This window comes from Natronolimnobius sp. AArcel1 (assembly GCF_011043775.1).
Taxonomy (GTDB): Archaea; Halobacteriota; Halobacteria; order Halobacteriales; family Natrialbaceae; genus Natronolimnobius.
On the sequence record NZ_JAAKXY010000002.1, the window covers coordinates 748,089 to 764,209 of the forward strand.

The window sequence follows — 16,121 nt, forward strand, 5'->3', positions numbered from 1 at the left end:
TGTGCCGTCGAAAACACTTAAGTATATCCTACGGCGAAGTTCGGCATAGAATCCCGCGATGGTACGGAAAAAGAAGCTGAGTCCAAGCGGTGCGAAAGACGACGACGGTAACTATCACAACGTACACCTCAACCTCCACGAGGATGAACTCGCAGTCGCGGGCATGGATATCGGTGACGAGGTCTTCGTCCGAGTCCGAGACGGCAAAATCATCATCCAAAAGGCAGACGAAGAAGAGGTCGAACACGAGTTCTAAACCGACCTTTTGCTCTGCGCTCACAGCGGCGACGAGCGCCGCTGTTCGCTCGGCAAAATCTTCAAAAGAGCACTCCGAGCTCTTTTGGACTGGGCGATTCCTTCGGAATCGCTTGCAGTCGGGCGGCAGCGCCGCCCGACGACCTCGCGGGATCGAAGATCCCGCTTAGCTTCGATGAAAAGCACTCCTCTCTCCGTTCTCTCGCTCCTGTTAGTCGCTCGTTCACATCGGTCGTCGGCCCGCTCGCTCGTTATACTCGCTCGCGGTAGCATTGCTGGTCACGGTTGAAAGCCGACCCTGTCCTCGAAAAAGCGGAATTGAGATCGATCAGCGCAGTGCCGCGAGATCGAACTCGAAGCCTGCTACGGGCACCTCGAGGTCGTGCTCGACGAGCACCTTTGGATGTACCTCGCCGATGACGCCGACTTCCTCGCCATCGATGACGACGCTCGCCGTTCGACCCGAAATGTAGGTGGGGTGTTCCGTCGGCGGCGTCTCGAGGTCGACATCGAACTTGCGACAGAGCGCCTGCAGGCGCGCTTTGGCGTCCTCGTAGCCCGCATCGTGGCTTGCGAGGACGGCACCGACGCGGCGGCGTTCCGTAACGCCAGTATTTTCGCTTTCATCGACTTCAGCGGTGAACCCGATTTCCGCGAGATCCTGCGGGTACGCGCGGTGGGTGTTGCGCTCTAAGACCATCAATAGTGATGGCGTGACCCATGTCCGAAGCATGGTGAAGTCCTCGCTGTAGGGGCCTTTGATCGTCGCTGGCTTGCCCGCGCCGTAGACATCGTCGTCGGGCGAGACGTCGACGCGCTCGTAGTTCTCCTCCTCGCTGATCATGTGGAAGTTCAGCAGATCCTCGAAGCCGAGGCCGACGAGTTGCTCGCGGACGGATCGCTCGAGGCGAGAGCGCTCGTGGCGGCCACCGACGGTTCCCACGTCGGGATAGCGCGGCTCGAGTTCGTTGAACCCGTAGGCGCGCCCGAGGTCGTCGATGACGTCCAGCGGATGAAGGACGTCGACGCGGTACGGTGGGATCGTGACGTCGTAGACGAGAGTGTCTGTTGGCGCGTCGCCGCCAGCCTGCGTCTCGCCCGAACCGTCTGGGGTGTCGCGTTCCTCGAGTCCATCTCGATCCGCAAGCGGTGTGATGGTGCTCTCGTCTTCATCTGTCTCTCCGTCCGTGCGTTTCGTGGCGTCGAGTCCCGACCGTTCGGCCAGATCAATCACGTCCTCGGGGTCGAGATCAATGCCAAGAATGGTCTCGATTCGACTGTGGGCGACCGTCTTCGTCTTCGTGGAGAGATCCGGCCGAACGAGTTCGTGATCTGGATAGTTGACCGTGACCTCCTCGATGGTTGCGCCGCGCGCCGCGAGGGCGTAGCAGACGATGTTCAGCATCTTATCAATCGTCCACTGGTCCGTGCCGGTCATCTCGACGAACAGGTCTCTCGAGTCGGTCGTGACCTCGGTGCGCCGGCCGTTGATCACCGGCGGGAACGAGAACAGCCCGAGATCGTCGTAGATCGCTGGGTAGCGCTCGTACTCACTGACGAGGTCGGCGTAGGTCTGGCCGGTCTGGTGGTCCTCGAGAACGCCTGCGGGCGACATCTCGTCGTTCGAATCGAGTGGGACGAATGTGTCTTCTTCAGGTTCGACGCCGACGTACTCGATGGTTGGGTTGCCCTCGGTGGGCGCAGTCCCTTTTATCATCGTCAGGTCGTGAATCCCAATCGCGCCCTTCGCGCGCTTGCGCCCCATCGTCGCGTGCAGTTTCTCCTGTAACTGGATGAGCGAGTCGAGGCTGTCCTCGTCGAGGTTCACGTCGCGGATGATCGCCCCAGTGACGTACGGGCGCTCCTCGGGGACGGAGTCAGCGACCTCGATGGTCCACTCGGCCGAGTTCGTCGAGGGAACGTGCACACCTCGAGAGTCGCCGTACTGGTAGCCAAGCGAGCGGGCGACGCCTTCGACCGAGAGCCGGTCGAGACGGTCCGGCGCGAACTCGAGTTCGAACGCACCGTCTTCGGTTCGACCTTCGAACTCGAGGCCGAGGCCGAACAGGTCCTCCTTGAGTTGCTCGTCGTCCGTGTCGTCGCGGTCGGTCAGCGCACGCAGTTCGTCAGGGTCGATATCGACAGTGGGCATCAGTAGGTCACCTCCGTGTTGCGAAGCAGATCCAGATCACACAGCGTGCCGTGGATGTCGCGAATGTCCTCGAAGCCGTACATCAGCATGAGCAGGCGCTCGAGAGCGAGTCCCCAGGCCATCACGTCGCACTCCACGCCGAGTGGCTCGAGCATCTCCTCGCGGAAAATACCGGAGTTGCCGATTTCGACCAACTCGCCCGTTGTCGGATGCGTGCCGAACAGCTCGAAGCTTGGCTCGGTGTAGGGGTTGTAGTGGGGTTTGAACTGGATGTCCGTGATGCCGAACTGGGCGTAAAACTCCTCGAAGGTGCCCATCAGATCGCGCACGGAGAGGTCCTTAGCCATCACCCAGCCCTCGATCTGGAAGAACTCGAGCAAGTGAGTCGGATCGAGCGTATCGTTCCGGTACACCTTCTCGACGCTGAAGAAGCGTGCGGGCGGTTCAATCTCGCCGATTTCCTCACCCGAGAGATAGCGCGTCGACAGCGAGGTCGTGTGTCCCCGCAGCGCGAGCGCGCGGGCGAAGTCCTCGTCCCACGGCGAGTGATAGCCCTCGCCGTCCGGGCCGACGCCCTGGCGGTGTGCCTGCTCGACATCCGAGACGAGCCCCTCGGGGAGGTCGTCGATGTGCGTCGGCTCCTCGAGTGCGAACCGATCCCAGTGCGTTCGTGCTGGGTGGTCCTGCGGCATGAACAGGCAGTCATTGATCCAGAAGTCCGCATCGACGTGCGGGCCTTCCATCTCCTGAAAGCCCATCCCGACGAGGACGTCTTTGACGCGCTCGGCTGTCTGGCGCAGGATGTGGACGTTGCCGCCCTCGAAGCGCTCGGCGTCGGCTTCGACGTTGTATTCGGCGAACTCGACATCCTCCCACTCCCCGCTGGTCAGGAGTTCTGGCGTCACCTGGCCGACAGTCTCGGCGGTCTCGAGACCGGCCATCAGTTCCGTCACGGCAAGTTCGGTTAGCGTCACCTCACGAACTGTTGTCTCCGAAATCTCGACGAGGCCGCGCCGCTCGAGTTGCTCGAGCGTCCCCTCGTCGATATCGACGCTATCGACGGGCGTCTCGTCTGCGCCCTCGAGTTCGGCGAGCGCGTTGGCCTCCGCGTCGGCTGTGGGGTCGGCGTCGGCATCTGCTGTAATCTCGCCGCTATCGATTACGCCGTAGCCCTTGCGCGCGTAGTTCGAGAGTGCGATGTCGACGCCCGGCCCCTCGAGTCCCGACTGGCCGATAACTCGGCCCATCTGGGCTGGCTCGTCGTCCGCGCCGGCCTCGAGTGCGGCCTCGTAGAGCGTGATCTCGGGCAACTGGCTGTTGGCGTACTCGCTCCCTTCGTCGGTGAGTGTGAGCGTTTCGTCGACTCGTTCGGCGACGGCGACCAGCCCCTCGTCCTCGAGTTCGAAGACAGCGCCGGTGACGGTTTCCGGCGGGAGTTGGGTCGCCGCGGCGAGGGCGTCGACGGACTGTGCGTCGTCCGCGGTTGCGGCCTCCAAGACCGCGACCTGTGATTCTGGAAGTTGCATTCGCTTGGTTGAATGGCTGCGTGGGTGTCAGTTAGCGGTTCCGACTCGCACCGGCCGGCAGTTGGTGCACCGACCGACCGCACTCGAGCAGACGGTTTCGCCGCGTCGTCCCGATATGGGACCGTTGGACGCGAGTCCACCGTCTCGAGGCCGTTAGGCGAAGAAAAAGCCGAATCCCGGGTGTGTCTGCTGTGGCTGGCTGGCGACGCCTCCGGCGTGGGATTCGGGTGCCATGTACAGTCGATGTAAGCACGCGAGCAAAAACGTTGCGAGATAGTGGCAGACGAGACTCGTTGGCAAAGAACTAACCGACTCCCTGCGCCACTCGAGGCTATGACTGACTACACCGTCGCGTTCATCGGCACCGGCGACGCGGCCGACCTGACCAATCCAGGCCCCGACGGCTTCGCGATGAACTACTACCACGCAGAGGCCTACGAGGCTCTCGAGAACTGTACGCTCGCTGCCTGTGCGGATATCGACGCCGACCGCGCGGCCGCCTTCGCCGACGAGTTCGATATCGCGGGCGAACACACGTACGCGGATTACGAGACGATGCTCGCCAAAGCCGAGCCCGATATCGTCTCGATCTCCGTCTGGCCGGACATCCACGCCGACGTGGTCATCGACTGCGCCCGCGCCGACAGCGTCGAGGCGATCCACTGCGAGAAGCCCATGGACCTCACCTGGGACGGCGCAGAGCGAATGGCTCGAGTCTGCCAGCAACGCGGCGTCCAACTCACGTTCAACCACATGCGCCGGTTCAAGCCGACGTGGGTTGAGGCCCGCGACCTCATCGAGTCGGGCGAAATCGGCTCTCTCGAGCGCGTCGAACTCTCACTTGGAAACATCTACGACGGCGGCACGCACGAGTTCGATTTCGCGACCGGCGTGGTCGGCGACCGCCCGGCGGAGTGGGTGCTCGGCCAGATCGACTATCGCGAGGAGAACCGCTGGTTCGGCGTGCACAACGAGAATCAGGCGTTCGCCCAGTGGGAGTACGACAACGGCGTGTACGGCGTCGTCACCACCGGCAAGGGGAACTCGCTCATCCCCGCACACATGCGCTTTACCGGCACCGACGGCGTCCTCGACGTGAATCCGGACGACGAAGACGCGGACAACGTCGTCCGCTGGCGCGGCCACGGCGAGGCCGACTGGAACCGACGCACGCTCGAGGAAGGTGCCTGGACGGACCCGATCAACGACGCCATTGCGCACGTCGTCGAGTGTCTCGAGACCGGCGCAGAACCGGAACTCAGCGCACGACGGGCGCTCAACACGACCGAAATTATCTTCGGCATCTGGGAGTCCGCCCGCCGCCGCGGCCGCGTGGACTTCCCGCTCGAGATAGAGGGGAATCCACTCCACGAGATGGTCGAGTCGGGCGCGCTCGAGCCCGACCCTGCTGCTGACTAACTAAGACTCACCCGTTCGAGACCCGCGTCGTCTCGAGCGTTCCCGAATCGACCCAGACGAATCCCGACTGCTCGGCGGCCGCTTTCGCCTCGCGGAGCGCGCCGGGGTCGAACGGGTCCTCGTATCGGAGGCGCGTCTCCTCGGGTTCCATCGCGGGCAGTTCCGGCAGGAACTCCTCATCCTCGAGCAGGCCACGAACGGAGACGTTGCCGCCAGCGCCGAGTGCGGCCCCGAGCGCTCGGTAGCGGTCGGTGTCGCTTTCCCATTCGACGTCGCTGCCGAAGGAGTCGTTCGAGACGCGGGCCGTGGTCGACGATCCTGACAGCGAGCTAAAGCCGTCGTTATCGTCGGTTTCCGCTGATGAGTTCGAATCCGATTCACTCGAGGCCTCGTTCGAAATCCGTTCAGAACGGTCGTTATCGTCGGTCTCGGCTGACGTATTGGCGTCCTCGTCGCTAACCCTCGAGACCGTCGGCGAACCACAGAGCTCGAAGCCGTCTCGCTCCGCTGTGGGCGCTGTCGTGTCGGCCGTCGCAGCCGTCGACTCACGCTGGTCAACGCTCGAGTTGTGGTCATCGCGACTCGAGGACTTTGAAGCATTGGGGCTCGAGGACTCCGGAGTACTGGCGCTCGAGTCGTCAGCTGTTGTGCCGCCATGCTCGGCTTCCTCGATGAGAGAGTCGACAGCGGCCGTATCAGTCGCGCCTGAGTGGGGGTCAGATTTTGCAGCTGATTGCGAGGCACTCGTCGGCTCGCGCTCGTGCGCCCACGCCGGCCACGGTCCATCCTCGCCGAAGCTAATCACCTCGCCCTCGTCGGGAGCGTACGCCTCGAGGCCATCTTCGGGAAGCAACGGCTGGCCCACGACCGAAATCCGCGACCCGTACCGTTCGCGCAGACGGTCGTCGTCGCGCCCGTCGACCAGCGCGGCCTGCCAGCGGTCGATGCCCGAGGAAAGCAGGACGAATCGGGCGTGCGTGCCCGACAACAGCGACTCGTTGATCGCACGCAACACGGCCGGCAGATTGTCGCTCCCGAGGGGCGTCGTCGGATACTCGAGCGTTGTCTCGCGCTCGCGTCCGCGGTGATCGCTCGTCCGAAGCGTCCATCGTTGTGTCCCCGACCCGCCCCAGCGTTCGCACTCGAGGGTCCAGTCGATGGCATCGAAAACAACTGTGAGTTCCGCCTCGAGTTCGCCCTCGCTGTAGCGGGCGGGACAACTCACGCCGCGGTCGCTCTGGGCGATGGTCCGCCGGAGGACAGTCGTTCGGTCGCGCCCGTCGGCGAGCAGATTAGCGAGCGCGGCCTCGAGGCTGTCGTCGCTGGCGGGTGTGCGTCGTCGGCCGCGGGTAATATCCGCGGGTGTGACGCCGAACGCGCCGAGAACGTCAGCACAGATCAGGAGTTCGTCCGCGTCACGGGGAGGGCGGGACATCCGTGCCCAGCCATTTCACGAACGGCCCTATATATTTTCGTCAGACATTCGCGCTCGAATAATTGGCTCGACTACAGTATGGATGTGGCTGCAGTCGTCGATGAGGAGTGACGCTGTCTCTTACCGTCGGCGCGGTGACTCGAGTTCGATATCCGTCTCCTCGAGCAGGTCTTCGACTTCGTCGCGTTTCTCTTGGTGGTCTGCGAGGAACTTGCGCATGAGTTCGGCGGCTTGTTCCTTACAGCCGCCACAGAGGCGTTCGCCGCCGACACATTCGTCGTAGACCTCTTTGGCGAACTCGTCGTCGTCCCCGGCGAGCAGGTAGGCGTAGAGTTCGTAGACGGGACACTCGTCGGCTTTGCCGCCTTTCTCGCGCTGCTCCTCGGCGGTTTCGCGGCCGCCGGTAGTCGCGGCTTTCACTTTGTCGTAGCCGTCCTCGGGGTCGTCAAGCAAGGAGATGTGGCTCGCTGGGTTCGATGAGGACATTTTCCCGCCCGTCAGCCCAGTCATGAAGCGGTGGTAGATCGACGACGGTGGCTGAAAGCCGTAGCCGCCGTTGTCGACTTCGATCTCCCGAGCCAACGCTTCGGCCGCAGCGCGGTCGATCTCAAAGGCGTCGATGTGGTTCTCGTAGACGCGCTTTTCGCCCTCGATGGCGTCGATCAGCGCGTCGAAGGCGTCCTCGGTCGCCCGCCGGTCGGAAAATCGCGTACGCGGCCGAACCGGCTCCATACCTGCCTCCTCGAGTTTCGTCAGGACTGAACTCAACGTGTCGGCGTCGGTCTCGAGGTCGGCAAGCGGCGTTTCGGCGAGCGCGTCAGCGACGTGGGTACAGCGCAGTGTGTCGTCGTCGAAGTCGGCCGGATCGAGGTCATCGTAGAACGTCGCCACGAGGGCGCGTTCTGCGGGCTCGAGTTCGAAGCTGGCGTACGCTTCGCTGACCTTGAAGAATCGCATCCGTTCGGCGAGGTCCCTCGCTAGGCGGACGTGTGGATCCTGATCCGGGCCGACGGGGATGACGGTGGGTTTTGGCTCCTCGAGTTGTGGGTAGAGGATGTCTGCCATCTGGGTGACGACGGACTGCATGTGCGAAACGTCGGTCTCGCCGTCGAAGCCGTAGATGGCCTGAAACTCGGAGAAGTTGGCCTCAGCGCCGAGTTCGAAGGAAAGATCCTGTAGTTCGCGGTTTTCGGACTGACGATAGAGCGTTCCCTCTTCGGGGTCGAAGCCGAGTGCGAGCAACGAGAGCAGGTAGTCGCGGGCGTGTTCGTCGATCTCCTCCCAGCTCATGCCGCGAGCAGAGTTCGCCTCGAGATCGGCGATTAGGCCGTAGGCGTCTGCGCCTTGTTGCTGGTGCCAGATGATCTCGTCGAAGACGAGTTTGTGGCCGATGTGGGGGTCGCCGGTGGGCATGAATCCCGACAGGACAGCCGCTGGTTCGTCGTTTTGCAGTGCTTCGGCGACCGGGCGGTAGTCGCGGTGGCCGAAGATGACGCCCCGGCGCATCAGATAGTGCGGATTCGGCACCTCCTCGAGGACCTCGTCGAACTCCTCGATGCCGAACTCCTCGAACAGTTTGCGGTAGTCGGAGACGGACGAGGATCCCCAGGGGTCCAGTGCAACGTCATCTGCTCCGGCGGCTCCTCCATCGGGTACTGGGGTCCCTGACTCGTTCGCAGTAGGCTCCTCGCGTGAATCGTCTCCGGTCATTAGTTTCGTGTTGTGCGTCCGGTTCGCAAAAGCCTTCGCTTCTCGAGTCTCCGTGCCGTCCCGCCCTTCGTAAGCTCGGGTGCCAGTATCTTCATGTGACGGCGCGGACAACACCGACCGATGGCAGATGACGGCGTCTCCGTCGGTACGGCAAGCGACACCTGCACCGAGGTCCTCTCTCGGATCAGCGACGCAGTAATTACGGACCGGGAATTTCTCGAGCACGTTCTCACCGCGGCGCTGGCTCGCGGGCATATCCTGCTCGAGGACGTCCCGGGGACGGGAAAGACGCTTACGGCAGTCACCGTCGCACAGGCGCTCGGCCTCGAGTTCTCCCGGATTCAGTTTACGCCGGACCTCCTGCCGAACGACATCACGGGCTCACACATTTTCAACGAACAAAGCGGCGAGTTCGAGTTCACGCCCGGGCCGGTCTTCGCAAACGTCGTGCTGGCCGACGAGATCAATCGTGCGCCGCCAAAGACGCAGGCCGCGCTGCTTGAAGCGATGGACGAGGGACAGGTTACCGTCGATGGGGAAACCCGCGACCTGCCGGACCCATTCTTGGTGATTGCGACGCAGAACCCGGTCGAACAGGAGGGCACGTTCGAACTCCCCGAAGCCCAGCGCGACCGCTTCATGATGAAGACCTCGATTGGGTATCCCGGCCGCGAGGGCGAACTCGAGTTGCTCGAGCGACGGAGCCAACGCGAGACGAAGCTGCCGACGGTCGATCCGGTCCTCGACACGGCGGGCGTCCAAGACCTGCAGGCTGTCCCCGAGCGCATCTCGATGGCACCCGCTGTCCGTGAGTATCTCGTCGACCTCGCTCGTGAGACGCGCGCGGATAGCCGTGTTGAGATCGGCATCTCCCCGCGCGGGATTCAGCGCTACTACGAGGCTGCTCGAGCCAGAGCGACGCTCGAGGGGCGAGAGTACGTTGCACCGGACGATATCAAGCGAATCGCCGAGCCGATGATGCAACATCGACTTGTGTTGACTACGGATGCCAGAATCGAGGGCGTCGACGGCGTGAGTGTCGTCCGCGACGTGTTGAACCGCGTCGAAGTGCCGGCGGTCGATCCGTAAGGTCGCGTCAGTTACTGTTCCCGTCCGTCCGTTCGATCAGTGTTAGGACCTGACGAGTCGGGCGTCAGCGACTCCGGCGGCGCTTCCCACTCCGCGCCAGCCCAGCGTTTGAGCAGGACAAACAAGAGGACCAACGCGATGATTAGACTCGCAGCGACCGTGATTCCGGTACTGACGGTTAGTCGCTCGAGGAGTCGCGGAAGCGTGGCGACGAGCGCAACAGCGACGACGCCGACGAGGACGGAGCCAGTCGTGTGTGCCAGTGCTGGCCGCCGGACGCCCGTCTCGCGGCCGAGTTCTTCGGTCACTGAGACGCCGTAGACGGCACCGTCCCACGTGATGAGCGCGCAGACGACAACGGCGCTGACGACGAGTGCGCTTGCGCCGTCAATCCCCGCGATGATCGCGCCGAAAACGAGTGCGCCGGCACCCAGCGAGCCAGGTGCACCACGATCCGGGAGCGGGCCAATCGAGCCAAGTAGCCAGACAGTAACCAGCACTCCAGTGATCGTGCCGATCAGCGAAATCGTCGCAATTGAAAGGAGGGCAATTCCATTTGGTGGCGCGAGAATGGGCACCAACTCTCCCGCCGGTACCACGTCGCCACCACCGGGAATCGCGAGTGGTTCGTTACTCACTGTCGCCTCCTCGAGTGCGGGCTGGATCCATCGCTCGAAGGCGGCTGGATAGCCGACCACGAGCAACACGCTGACGAAGAGGCCGCCCGAGAAGACGGGTGCCCAGGCGACGAACGGGTGATAGCGAAGCCGGTACAGGCTCGGCACCCACGAGAGCACGAGTAACGCCACCAGCACCGCGATCGCGGCCAGAACCGCGACGCGGATTCCGGTCATCGTCGTCAGTGGGAACACCCACGTCTCGAGCGTAGACGCAATCTCCGACGGGAACGCACCGGTTGCGCTGAGCGTTGCCGTGGCAGCCAGCCCAACACTCGTCGGCAAGAGCAACAGTCCGGCAAGCCCGGCCATCTTCGCGGTTCGCTCAATTTTCTGCCGAGTTCGATCACGCCGGTCTCGAGCCACGAGTTCTGCAATCGGTAGTTTCGGGAGAACGTACGCGCACACCCAGAGCACCGCAACGACGAGCGTGACGAACGTCGCGATGGCGAGGACGGGTTCGTCCGGTGAGAGAACTGCATTTGTGACGACCGACCCGCCACTCGAGTCGCTTGCAACGCCAGCAAATTCATCGACTCGAGAGCGAACAGCCTCGAGATAGGCGAGGGCAACGATACTCAGCGGAAGCGCCGTCAGGACGGGAATCGGCAACGCAGCGCGGACAGCGCCGCCGCCGACTGCGCCCGTCACGGTCGCTGTCGCGCCAAACGTGGCCAGCGCAATGGCGAGAACGAGTCCGACTCGAGCGATGATCCCATCGGAAAGCGGGCCGTTCGTCGCCGCAAGCGCGATTGCGCCGGTTAGCCCGACTGCGGTGACCACGACGAGCATGCTGCCGACGCCACGCCCGCCCGGTGTCCCCCGTTTTGCTGCGGTGACGGTGGCCGTGAGCAAGCCACCCGTGATGACTGCGAGCGCTCCGGCGAGCGGGTCACTCCCGAGTGTGAGCAGCGCAATGCCGGCGAGCGTCGCGAGAATCGTCGTCACCGCGGTAACGGGCGCACTGACCGTTTCTGCCCCTGACGCTGAGGCCGCCGATTCGGAGTGCCGAGTCCTCGAGTCATGTGGGGGTGCCATCAGTGAATCACCTCGCCGAAACCACGCCCCAGTGCTGTGACGAGCCGCGTTTCGGGGTCCCAGTCCGCAACCGGCACGTCGAGACGGCGCAGTCGCTCGAGGCGGGCCTTCCGCGTGACGGCTGCCAGTCGTGCGCCGGCGGTGTCCGCGCCGGTGACGTCCGGCGAGACGACCGACATGCGGTAGCCTCGTCGCCGGAGTGCAGTACCGTACTCGATGATCTCGTCATCGACGGCTGGCGTACAGAGCACGAGTTGGCAGCCGGCCGGCAGCAAGGCATCGAGGTGGTCGACATCGGTCGCTGACACCGTGTTGCTGGCCGTCGTTTGACGAGTCGTCCGACCACGGCCGTCAGTCTGGAGCGGCGCCTGCTCGCCGCTCGAGTCAGGTGGCGACTGTGACTGCTCGCGTTTCTGGGAGCCACGCGGGCGTGTTGGCGAGGAATCAGCACTGCCACTACCCCCACTCGAGAGCGTCGTCCCGCTGGCACGGGCGGCGATGGCGTCACAGACGCGAGCAATCCGGCCGCTAACGTCTGCGCTGGTGCCGGGTTCGACGTACGCTGGGGGACCAGTGTAAACGCCGGGTGTCTCGCCGCGCACGCCGAGACCAGCGAGGCCGACGTTGTGGCCGCCGTTCGAGAGCGTGGTGCTCGTGACAATGGCCGCGTAGGCAGCGAGCGTGAGTCCGTCTGGGCGTCCGGGTGCTGCTGCCATGCCTGCGTCGGAGCGTCCATCGACAAGAATGACGACGTTCGTCGACTCCTGCTCGCGATACTGGACCGTCCCGAGTTCGCCGGTTCGGGCATACCGTCGCCAGTTGATCCGGCTCAGCGGGTCACCCTGCTGGTACTCTCGCGTCGAGTGGAACTCGTAGCCGGGGCCGCCGCTATCGCTTGCGACCGACCCCGCGAACGGAATCGTCTCGCGATGTACTGGCAGGCCGTCGAGCGGAACTCGACACTCGAGGTCGGTGTCACCCGCGACCGCCACTTCGCCAGTGGCGACGGCTGTCGCGCTCAGGCTCCGCAGGCGAACCCATGGCGCGCCAAAAACGTACGTCCCGCGCCGGGGCTGCAGCGTGTACTCGAGCGTTGTCTCCTCGCCGGCCCGGAGTGTCATCGCAGCCATCGCCTCGCCGTCGATGACCTCGAGCGTGTCGGGAACGCCGTCTGCCACCCGAACGTCCGGCAGTGTTCGGTCAGACTCGTTGCGAACCGTGAGCGTCACCTCGATTTGCTCGCCCGGAAGCGGCGTTTTCGGTGCCCATTCGCGCTCGAGGGAGACCGCCGTTTCGGGGGCTGGAACGGACGATAGCGCAGCGTATCCGAGGTACGTAATCGGGACGATTGCGGCGAGCAAGAGTGCAGCCGACCCCGACAGGATTCCAGCAGTCACGAGGACACTGGCGGCGACGACGCCAGAGTGCCAGCGCGAGACGCGGACCTGGCCGTTACGCATCGTCGCCCTCCGTTGTATACTGCTCGAGCGCGGTGAGTGTCCGCTCGAGGCGTTGTTCGAACGTGCGGCCGGGGAACAACCACATGCGAAGGCGCTGGCCGAGCGAGAACGTGCCGGCGGTTGCATCGCCGAGGAAGACGGCGGCGACGGTGTCGTCAGTCCACGCACCCGTTCGAATCCGTTCGTCGGCTTCGTCGCTCGAGTAGCCGTTGGCGCGTTCGACGGCGCGAAGTGAGTCGCGTACATCCTCGGTGACGGCATCGCGTTCCATCGTCGCTCGCTGGCCGCGCTCGAGTGCGGCGACCGTCCGCTCGACGCGTTCGGTTGCGCCCGCGCCGACGACGCGTGGCTCGGCCGACCCAGGCGCTGCGCCGGTTATCGCCGCTTTCAATGCTTCCTCCCTGCGTCTGTCCTGCTCGTCAGGGCCAGCATCTTGAACGTCCGTCGCACCTGAGAAGTACGATCGCCAGAGCGCGAACAGGCCGACGACGACGGCGATTGCGATGAGCGCGTGATCCGGGTCGACGGCCGTCTCGAGGGTGATTACGGCCTCGAGCACAGCCGGCGGGAGCAGTGCGGGTCGGATTGCCAGCACGCTCGCAAAGCCGAGTGCGACGAGCACGAGCGCGATGAGTACCCAATCGAGTAGCGAGCGTCGCCTCATGGCTGTCCCTCCTCGCTGTGTCGATTTTCGTCGGTTTCGGTGTCGTCGGAGTCTGTCCCATCACTCTCGTCGTCACCGTCATCGTCACCTGCGACCGTCCGAACCGCCGATTGAACCTGCTCGAGTCGTGAGTCTGATGGTGGTGTCTCGCCGTACTCGGCGTCTCGGAACGTCTCGACGACGGTTCGGACCGGTGGCTCGGGAAAGCCACGCTTGATTGCATGGCGGCCGATCTCGCCGGGGGTCTGCGTCCGCAGCCGCGGTGGTCGGACCAGTCGGACGAACTCCCGCCAGAGCGTCCGAAGCGTCCGGCTGTCCGCGTCGGTTTCGGTGCTGCCAGCACTCGGCGCGGATCGACCCTGACTCGCACTCGAGGCCGCGGCTTCGACGCGCTGTTTTGACGAGCGCAGGAGTGACCGAAGCGCGCCGACGAGCAGCCGGTACAGTCGTCGGGGATGTATCGCCGCGAGCGCAGTCAGTCCCTGCGTGGCAAGCGCCCGTGGCAACGCCGCAAGCCAGCGCCCCGCTCGAGCCAGCGCGTCTCCGGCGTCCCGAAGTCGGGCGGCGAGCCACTGGCCGGCGGCCTCGAGTCCATGCGCGAGCCTGACGACGGCGTCGACGAGCCAGCGTCCGAGTGACTGGAACAGCGCGCCCGCGCGCCGGACGAGGTCGGCGACTCTTGCTGGTAGTGAGCGCACACTCGAGGCGCTAACGCCGAATCGGCGCCGAAGCAGCCACAAACCGGCGAGCACGAGGCTGACTGCACCGAGCGCGACGAGCGCGGCGTTCCGGTAAAGGCCGTCAATGACGGTCTCCGTCGTCGTCCCGCCAACCGTCGCGCCGAGCGTCGCCTCGCTTGCGACAGGGAGTTGGACGGCTGCCGTCCCGTCAGCGCCGGTCGTCCCCGCTTCCTCCCCGTCGACAAGCACTGTCGCGTTCTCGACCGGCTCGTCACCGTGCTCGAGAGTTGCATCGACGGTTCGGCCGGGAAGCGGAACGCGCTCTTCGACGGCAAGCGTCGGCGCTTGTACGTCGATCGTTCGCTTGGCGGTGATCTCATCGCGCTCGACGGCGACGGTCGTGTTTCCGTCTGAGTCTGGCAGCGTAATCTGTGCCGTTCCGTTGGCATCCGTCGAGCCGACTTCGGTGCCGTCGACGACGACGACTGTCCCGTCCGGAATTGGGTGGTCGTTGACCGCAGCAGCGAGCGTTACGTCCCCACCGGGAACCGCCGGGCCATCGACTGCGAGGGTCGTGTTCGTCTCCATCTCGATGACCGTTCCCGTCTCGTTCGCGGGTTCATCCTGTCGAACCGGTGCGAACTGTCTCGCCCCGTCACCTGATGCGCCTGGGGCACCTCGAGCCAACGATTCGCGGACGTCCTGGCTCTGATCGCCCTGTGCGCCGGGCGTATCGACCTCGAGCGTCTGAGTGTATGGCACCTCGCCGGAGACAGTTCCGGAGCTATCGGTCGTTCCAATCGGTTCGCCGTTGAACGTGACTGTTTCGCCGACAACTGGGTCGCCGTTTTCCGTGACGGTGACTGCGACGGTCGTGCCGGGCGACGGGTCGGGCTCGAGTGCGTAGTCGTAGGTTCCGGATCCGGCATCCTCGCTCGAGTCTTCGTCAGTATCGTCAGTTACTGTTTCCTCGGCGTCATCGTCATCGGTTATTTCCTCATCACCGTCAGTTGCTGCTTCTTCGTCGCCAGCCGTTGTTTCCTCGCCAGTATCGTCAGTCGCTTCTACGTCGCCAGTCTCGTCATCTGCAGTTTCGTCATCATCGCCCGCCGTCTCGTCACCTGTCTCCACTCCGTCGCCTTCATCGATGTCGTCGCTGTCAACGTCATCGTCGGCGAATTCGTCACCGTCGGTGCGTTCTCCGGCGTCGTCTCCGTCATCCGTGTCACCCGAATTTGGATCGTCACCGTCGGTGTCGTCCTCGAGTGGGGTGTCGCTCTCATGTTCACCGTCGGTGTCGTCATCCGGATCAAACTCGTCTGTGACGTCGTCGCCCGATTCATCGTCTGCCGCTGGGGCGTCATCGAACTCCCCGTCGTCTACGTCGTCACCGTCAGCAGCGTCTCCGAACTCGTCACCTCCCTCGTCTGCCTCACCAAACGCATCTGATTCGCGCTCGTCACCGTCCGCCCAGTCCCCATCACCGTTTTCACCCTCGCTATCGGGCGCATCCTCGAGGGAGTCGTCAATATCGCCGTTGTCGTTGTCCTCTGTGCTGTCGTCCGGTAGTTCGCCCTCACTGTCCCAGTCGTCACTTTCTGGGTCGACTTCATCGCCGTCTGCTTCCTGGTCGTTCGGCTCGTCGCCCTCATCTGTCTCCGTTTCATCACCCGACTCGTCGTCTGATTCGTCGCCTTCGTTACCGGAGCGCTCGAGTGCGGAGCTGTCACCTGATCCATCCGAGCGCTGCTCGCCATCGCCGTCGAACAGCGAGGGCAGCGCCGATGGCCCATCCGCTTCGCGGTCATCACCGCCAAAACCCAGTGTACCACCGCCCAATGCAGGAATTGCAACCGCCGCAAGCGCGAGGATGGCAATCGCTACGAGAACGAGCCCGAACTGCCCCCAATCGGGGCTTGCTGTCGGGCTCGTCGCCACTGCGTCGTCACCTGTTTTCGATTCAGATCCCATCCAAGACCGCTGTCTTGTGTCTCCTATCTGACCCACTCCAATAAA

11 protein-coding genes are annotated in these 16,121 nt (G+C 64.1%); 3 read left to right on the forward strand and 8 right to left on the reverse strand.

Annotated elements, in window-relative coordinates:
- Window positions 1–58: 58 nt before the first annotated feature.
- Complete coding sequence (locus G6M89_RS07830) at window positions 59–256, forward strand: hypothetical protein (protein WP_165161228.1); 198 nt, start codon at window positions 59–61, stop codon at window positions 254–256.
- A gap of 327 nt (window positions 257–583) precedes the next feature.
- On the opposite strand, the gene G6M89_RS07835 is transcribed toward G6M89_RS07830, so the two are convergent.
- The gene (locus G6M89_RS07835) at window positions 584–2,407 is read right to left on the reverse strand and encodes a phenylalanine--tRNA ligase beta subunit-related protein (protein ID WP_165161229.1); all 1,824 of its coding nucleotides are present in this window, start codon (window positions 2,405–2,407) and stop codon (window positions 584–586) included.
- The gene (locus G6M89_RS07840) at window positions 2,407–3,933 is read right to left on the reverse strand and encodes a phenylalanine--tRNA ligase subunit alpha (RefSeq protein WP_165161230.1); all 1,527 of its coding nucleotides are present in this window, start codon (window positions 3,931–3,933) and stop codon (window positions 2,407–2,409) included. The genes G6M89_RS07835 and G6M89_RS07840 overlap by 1 nt, the downstream gene beginning before the upstream one ends.
- Before the next feature lie 333 nt (window positions 3,934–4,266).
- On the opposite strand from G6M89_RS07840, the gene G6M89_RS07845 reads away from it, so the two are divergent.
- The gene (locus G6M89_RS07845; protein ID WP_165161231.1) at window positions 4,267–5,352 is read left to right on the forward strand and encodes a Gfo/Idh/MocA family protein; all 1,086 of its coding nucleotides are present in this window, start codon (window positions 4,267–4,269) and stop codon (window positions 5,350–5,352) included.
- Between the two features lie 7 nt (window positions 5,353–5,359).
- Here G6M89_RS07845 and G6M89_RS07850 read toward each other — a convergent pair whose 3' ends face one another.
- Together G6M89_RS07850 and G6M89_RS07855 are read right to left on the reverse strand one after the other, a co-directional pair.
- A complete protein-coding gene (locus G6M89_RS07850) occupies window positions 5,360–6,787 on the reverse strand; it encodes a hypothetical protein (RefSeq protein ID WP_165161232.1) in 1,428 nt (475 codons plus the stop codon).
- A 120-nt stretch (window positions 6,788–6,907) separates the two neighbouring features.
- On the reverse strand, window positions 6,908–8,497 hold the full coding sequence (locus tag G6M89_RS07855) for a tryptophan--tRNA ligase (protein ID WP_165161233.1): 1,590 nt from the start codon (window positions 8,495–8,497) through the stop codon (window positions 6,908–6,910).
- A gap of 120 nt (window positions 8,498–8,617) precedes the next feature.
- On the opposite strand from G6M89_RS07855, the gene G6M89_RS07860 reads away from it, so the two are divergent.
- On the forward strand, window positions 8,618–9,586 hold the full coding sequence (locus G6M89_RS07860) for a MoxR family ATPase (RefSeq protein ID WP_165161234.1): 969 nt from the start codon (window positions 8,618–8,620) through the stop codon (window positions 9,584–9,586).
- An 11-nt stretch (window positions 9,587–9,597) separates the two neighbouring features.
- Here G6M89_RS07860 and G6M89_RS07865 read toward each other — a convergent pair whose 3' ends face one another.
- From G6M89_RS07865 to G6M89_RS07880, 4 genes are read right to left on the reverse strand one after another with little or no spacing between them, the layout of a single operon-like run.
- Window positions 9,598–11,301 carry a hypothetical protein gene (locus G6M89_RS07865; RefSeq protein ID WP_165161235.1) on the reverse strand — a complete coding sequence of 568 codons (1,704 nt, stop codon included), beginning with the start codon at window positions 11,299–11,301 and terminating at the stop codon, window positions 9,598–9,600.
- The gene (locus tag G6M89_RS07870; RefSeq protein ID WP_165161236.1) at window positions 11,301–12,761 is read right to left on the reverse strand and encodes a DUF58 domain-containing protein; all 1,461 of its coding nucleotides are present in this window, start codon (window positions 12,759–12,761) and stop codon (window positions 11,301–11,303) included. Before G6M89_RS07870 ends, G6M89_RS07865 begins: the two co-directional genes overlap by 1 nt.
- A complete protein-coding gene (locus G6M89_RS07875) occupies window positions 12,754–13,425 on the reverse strand; it encodes a hypothetical protein (protein ID WP_165161237.1) in 672 nt (223 codons plus the stop codon). The genes G6M89_RS07870 and G6M89_RS07875 overlap by 8 nt, the downstream gene beginning before the upstream one ends.
- Window positions 13,422–16,076: a DUF4129 domain-containing protein gene (locus G6M89_RS07880; RefSeq protein ID WP_165161238.1), complete on the reverse strand. Its 2,655-nt coding sequence runs from the start codon at window positions 16,074–16,076 to the stop codon at window positions 13,422–13,424. Before G6M89_RS07880 ends, G6M89_RS07875 begins: the two co-directional genes overlap by 4 nt.
- Window positions 16,077–16,121 lie beyond the last annotated feature (45 nt).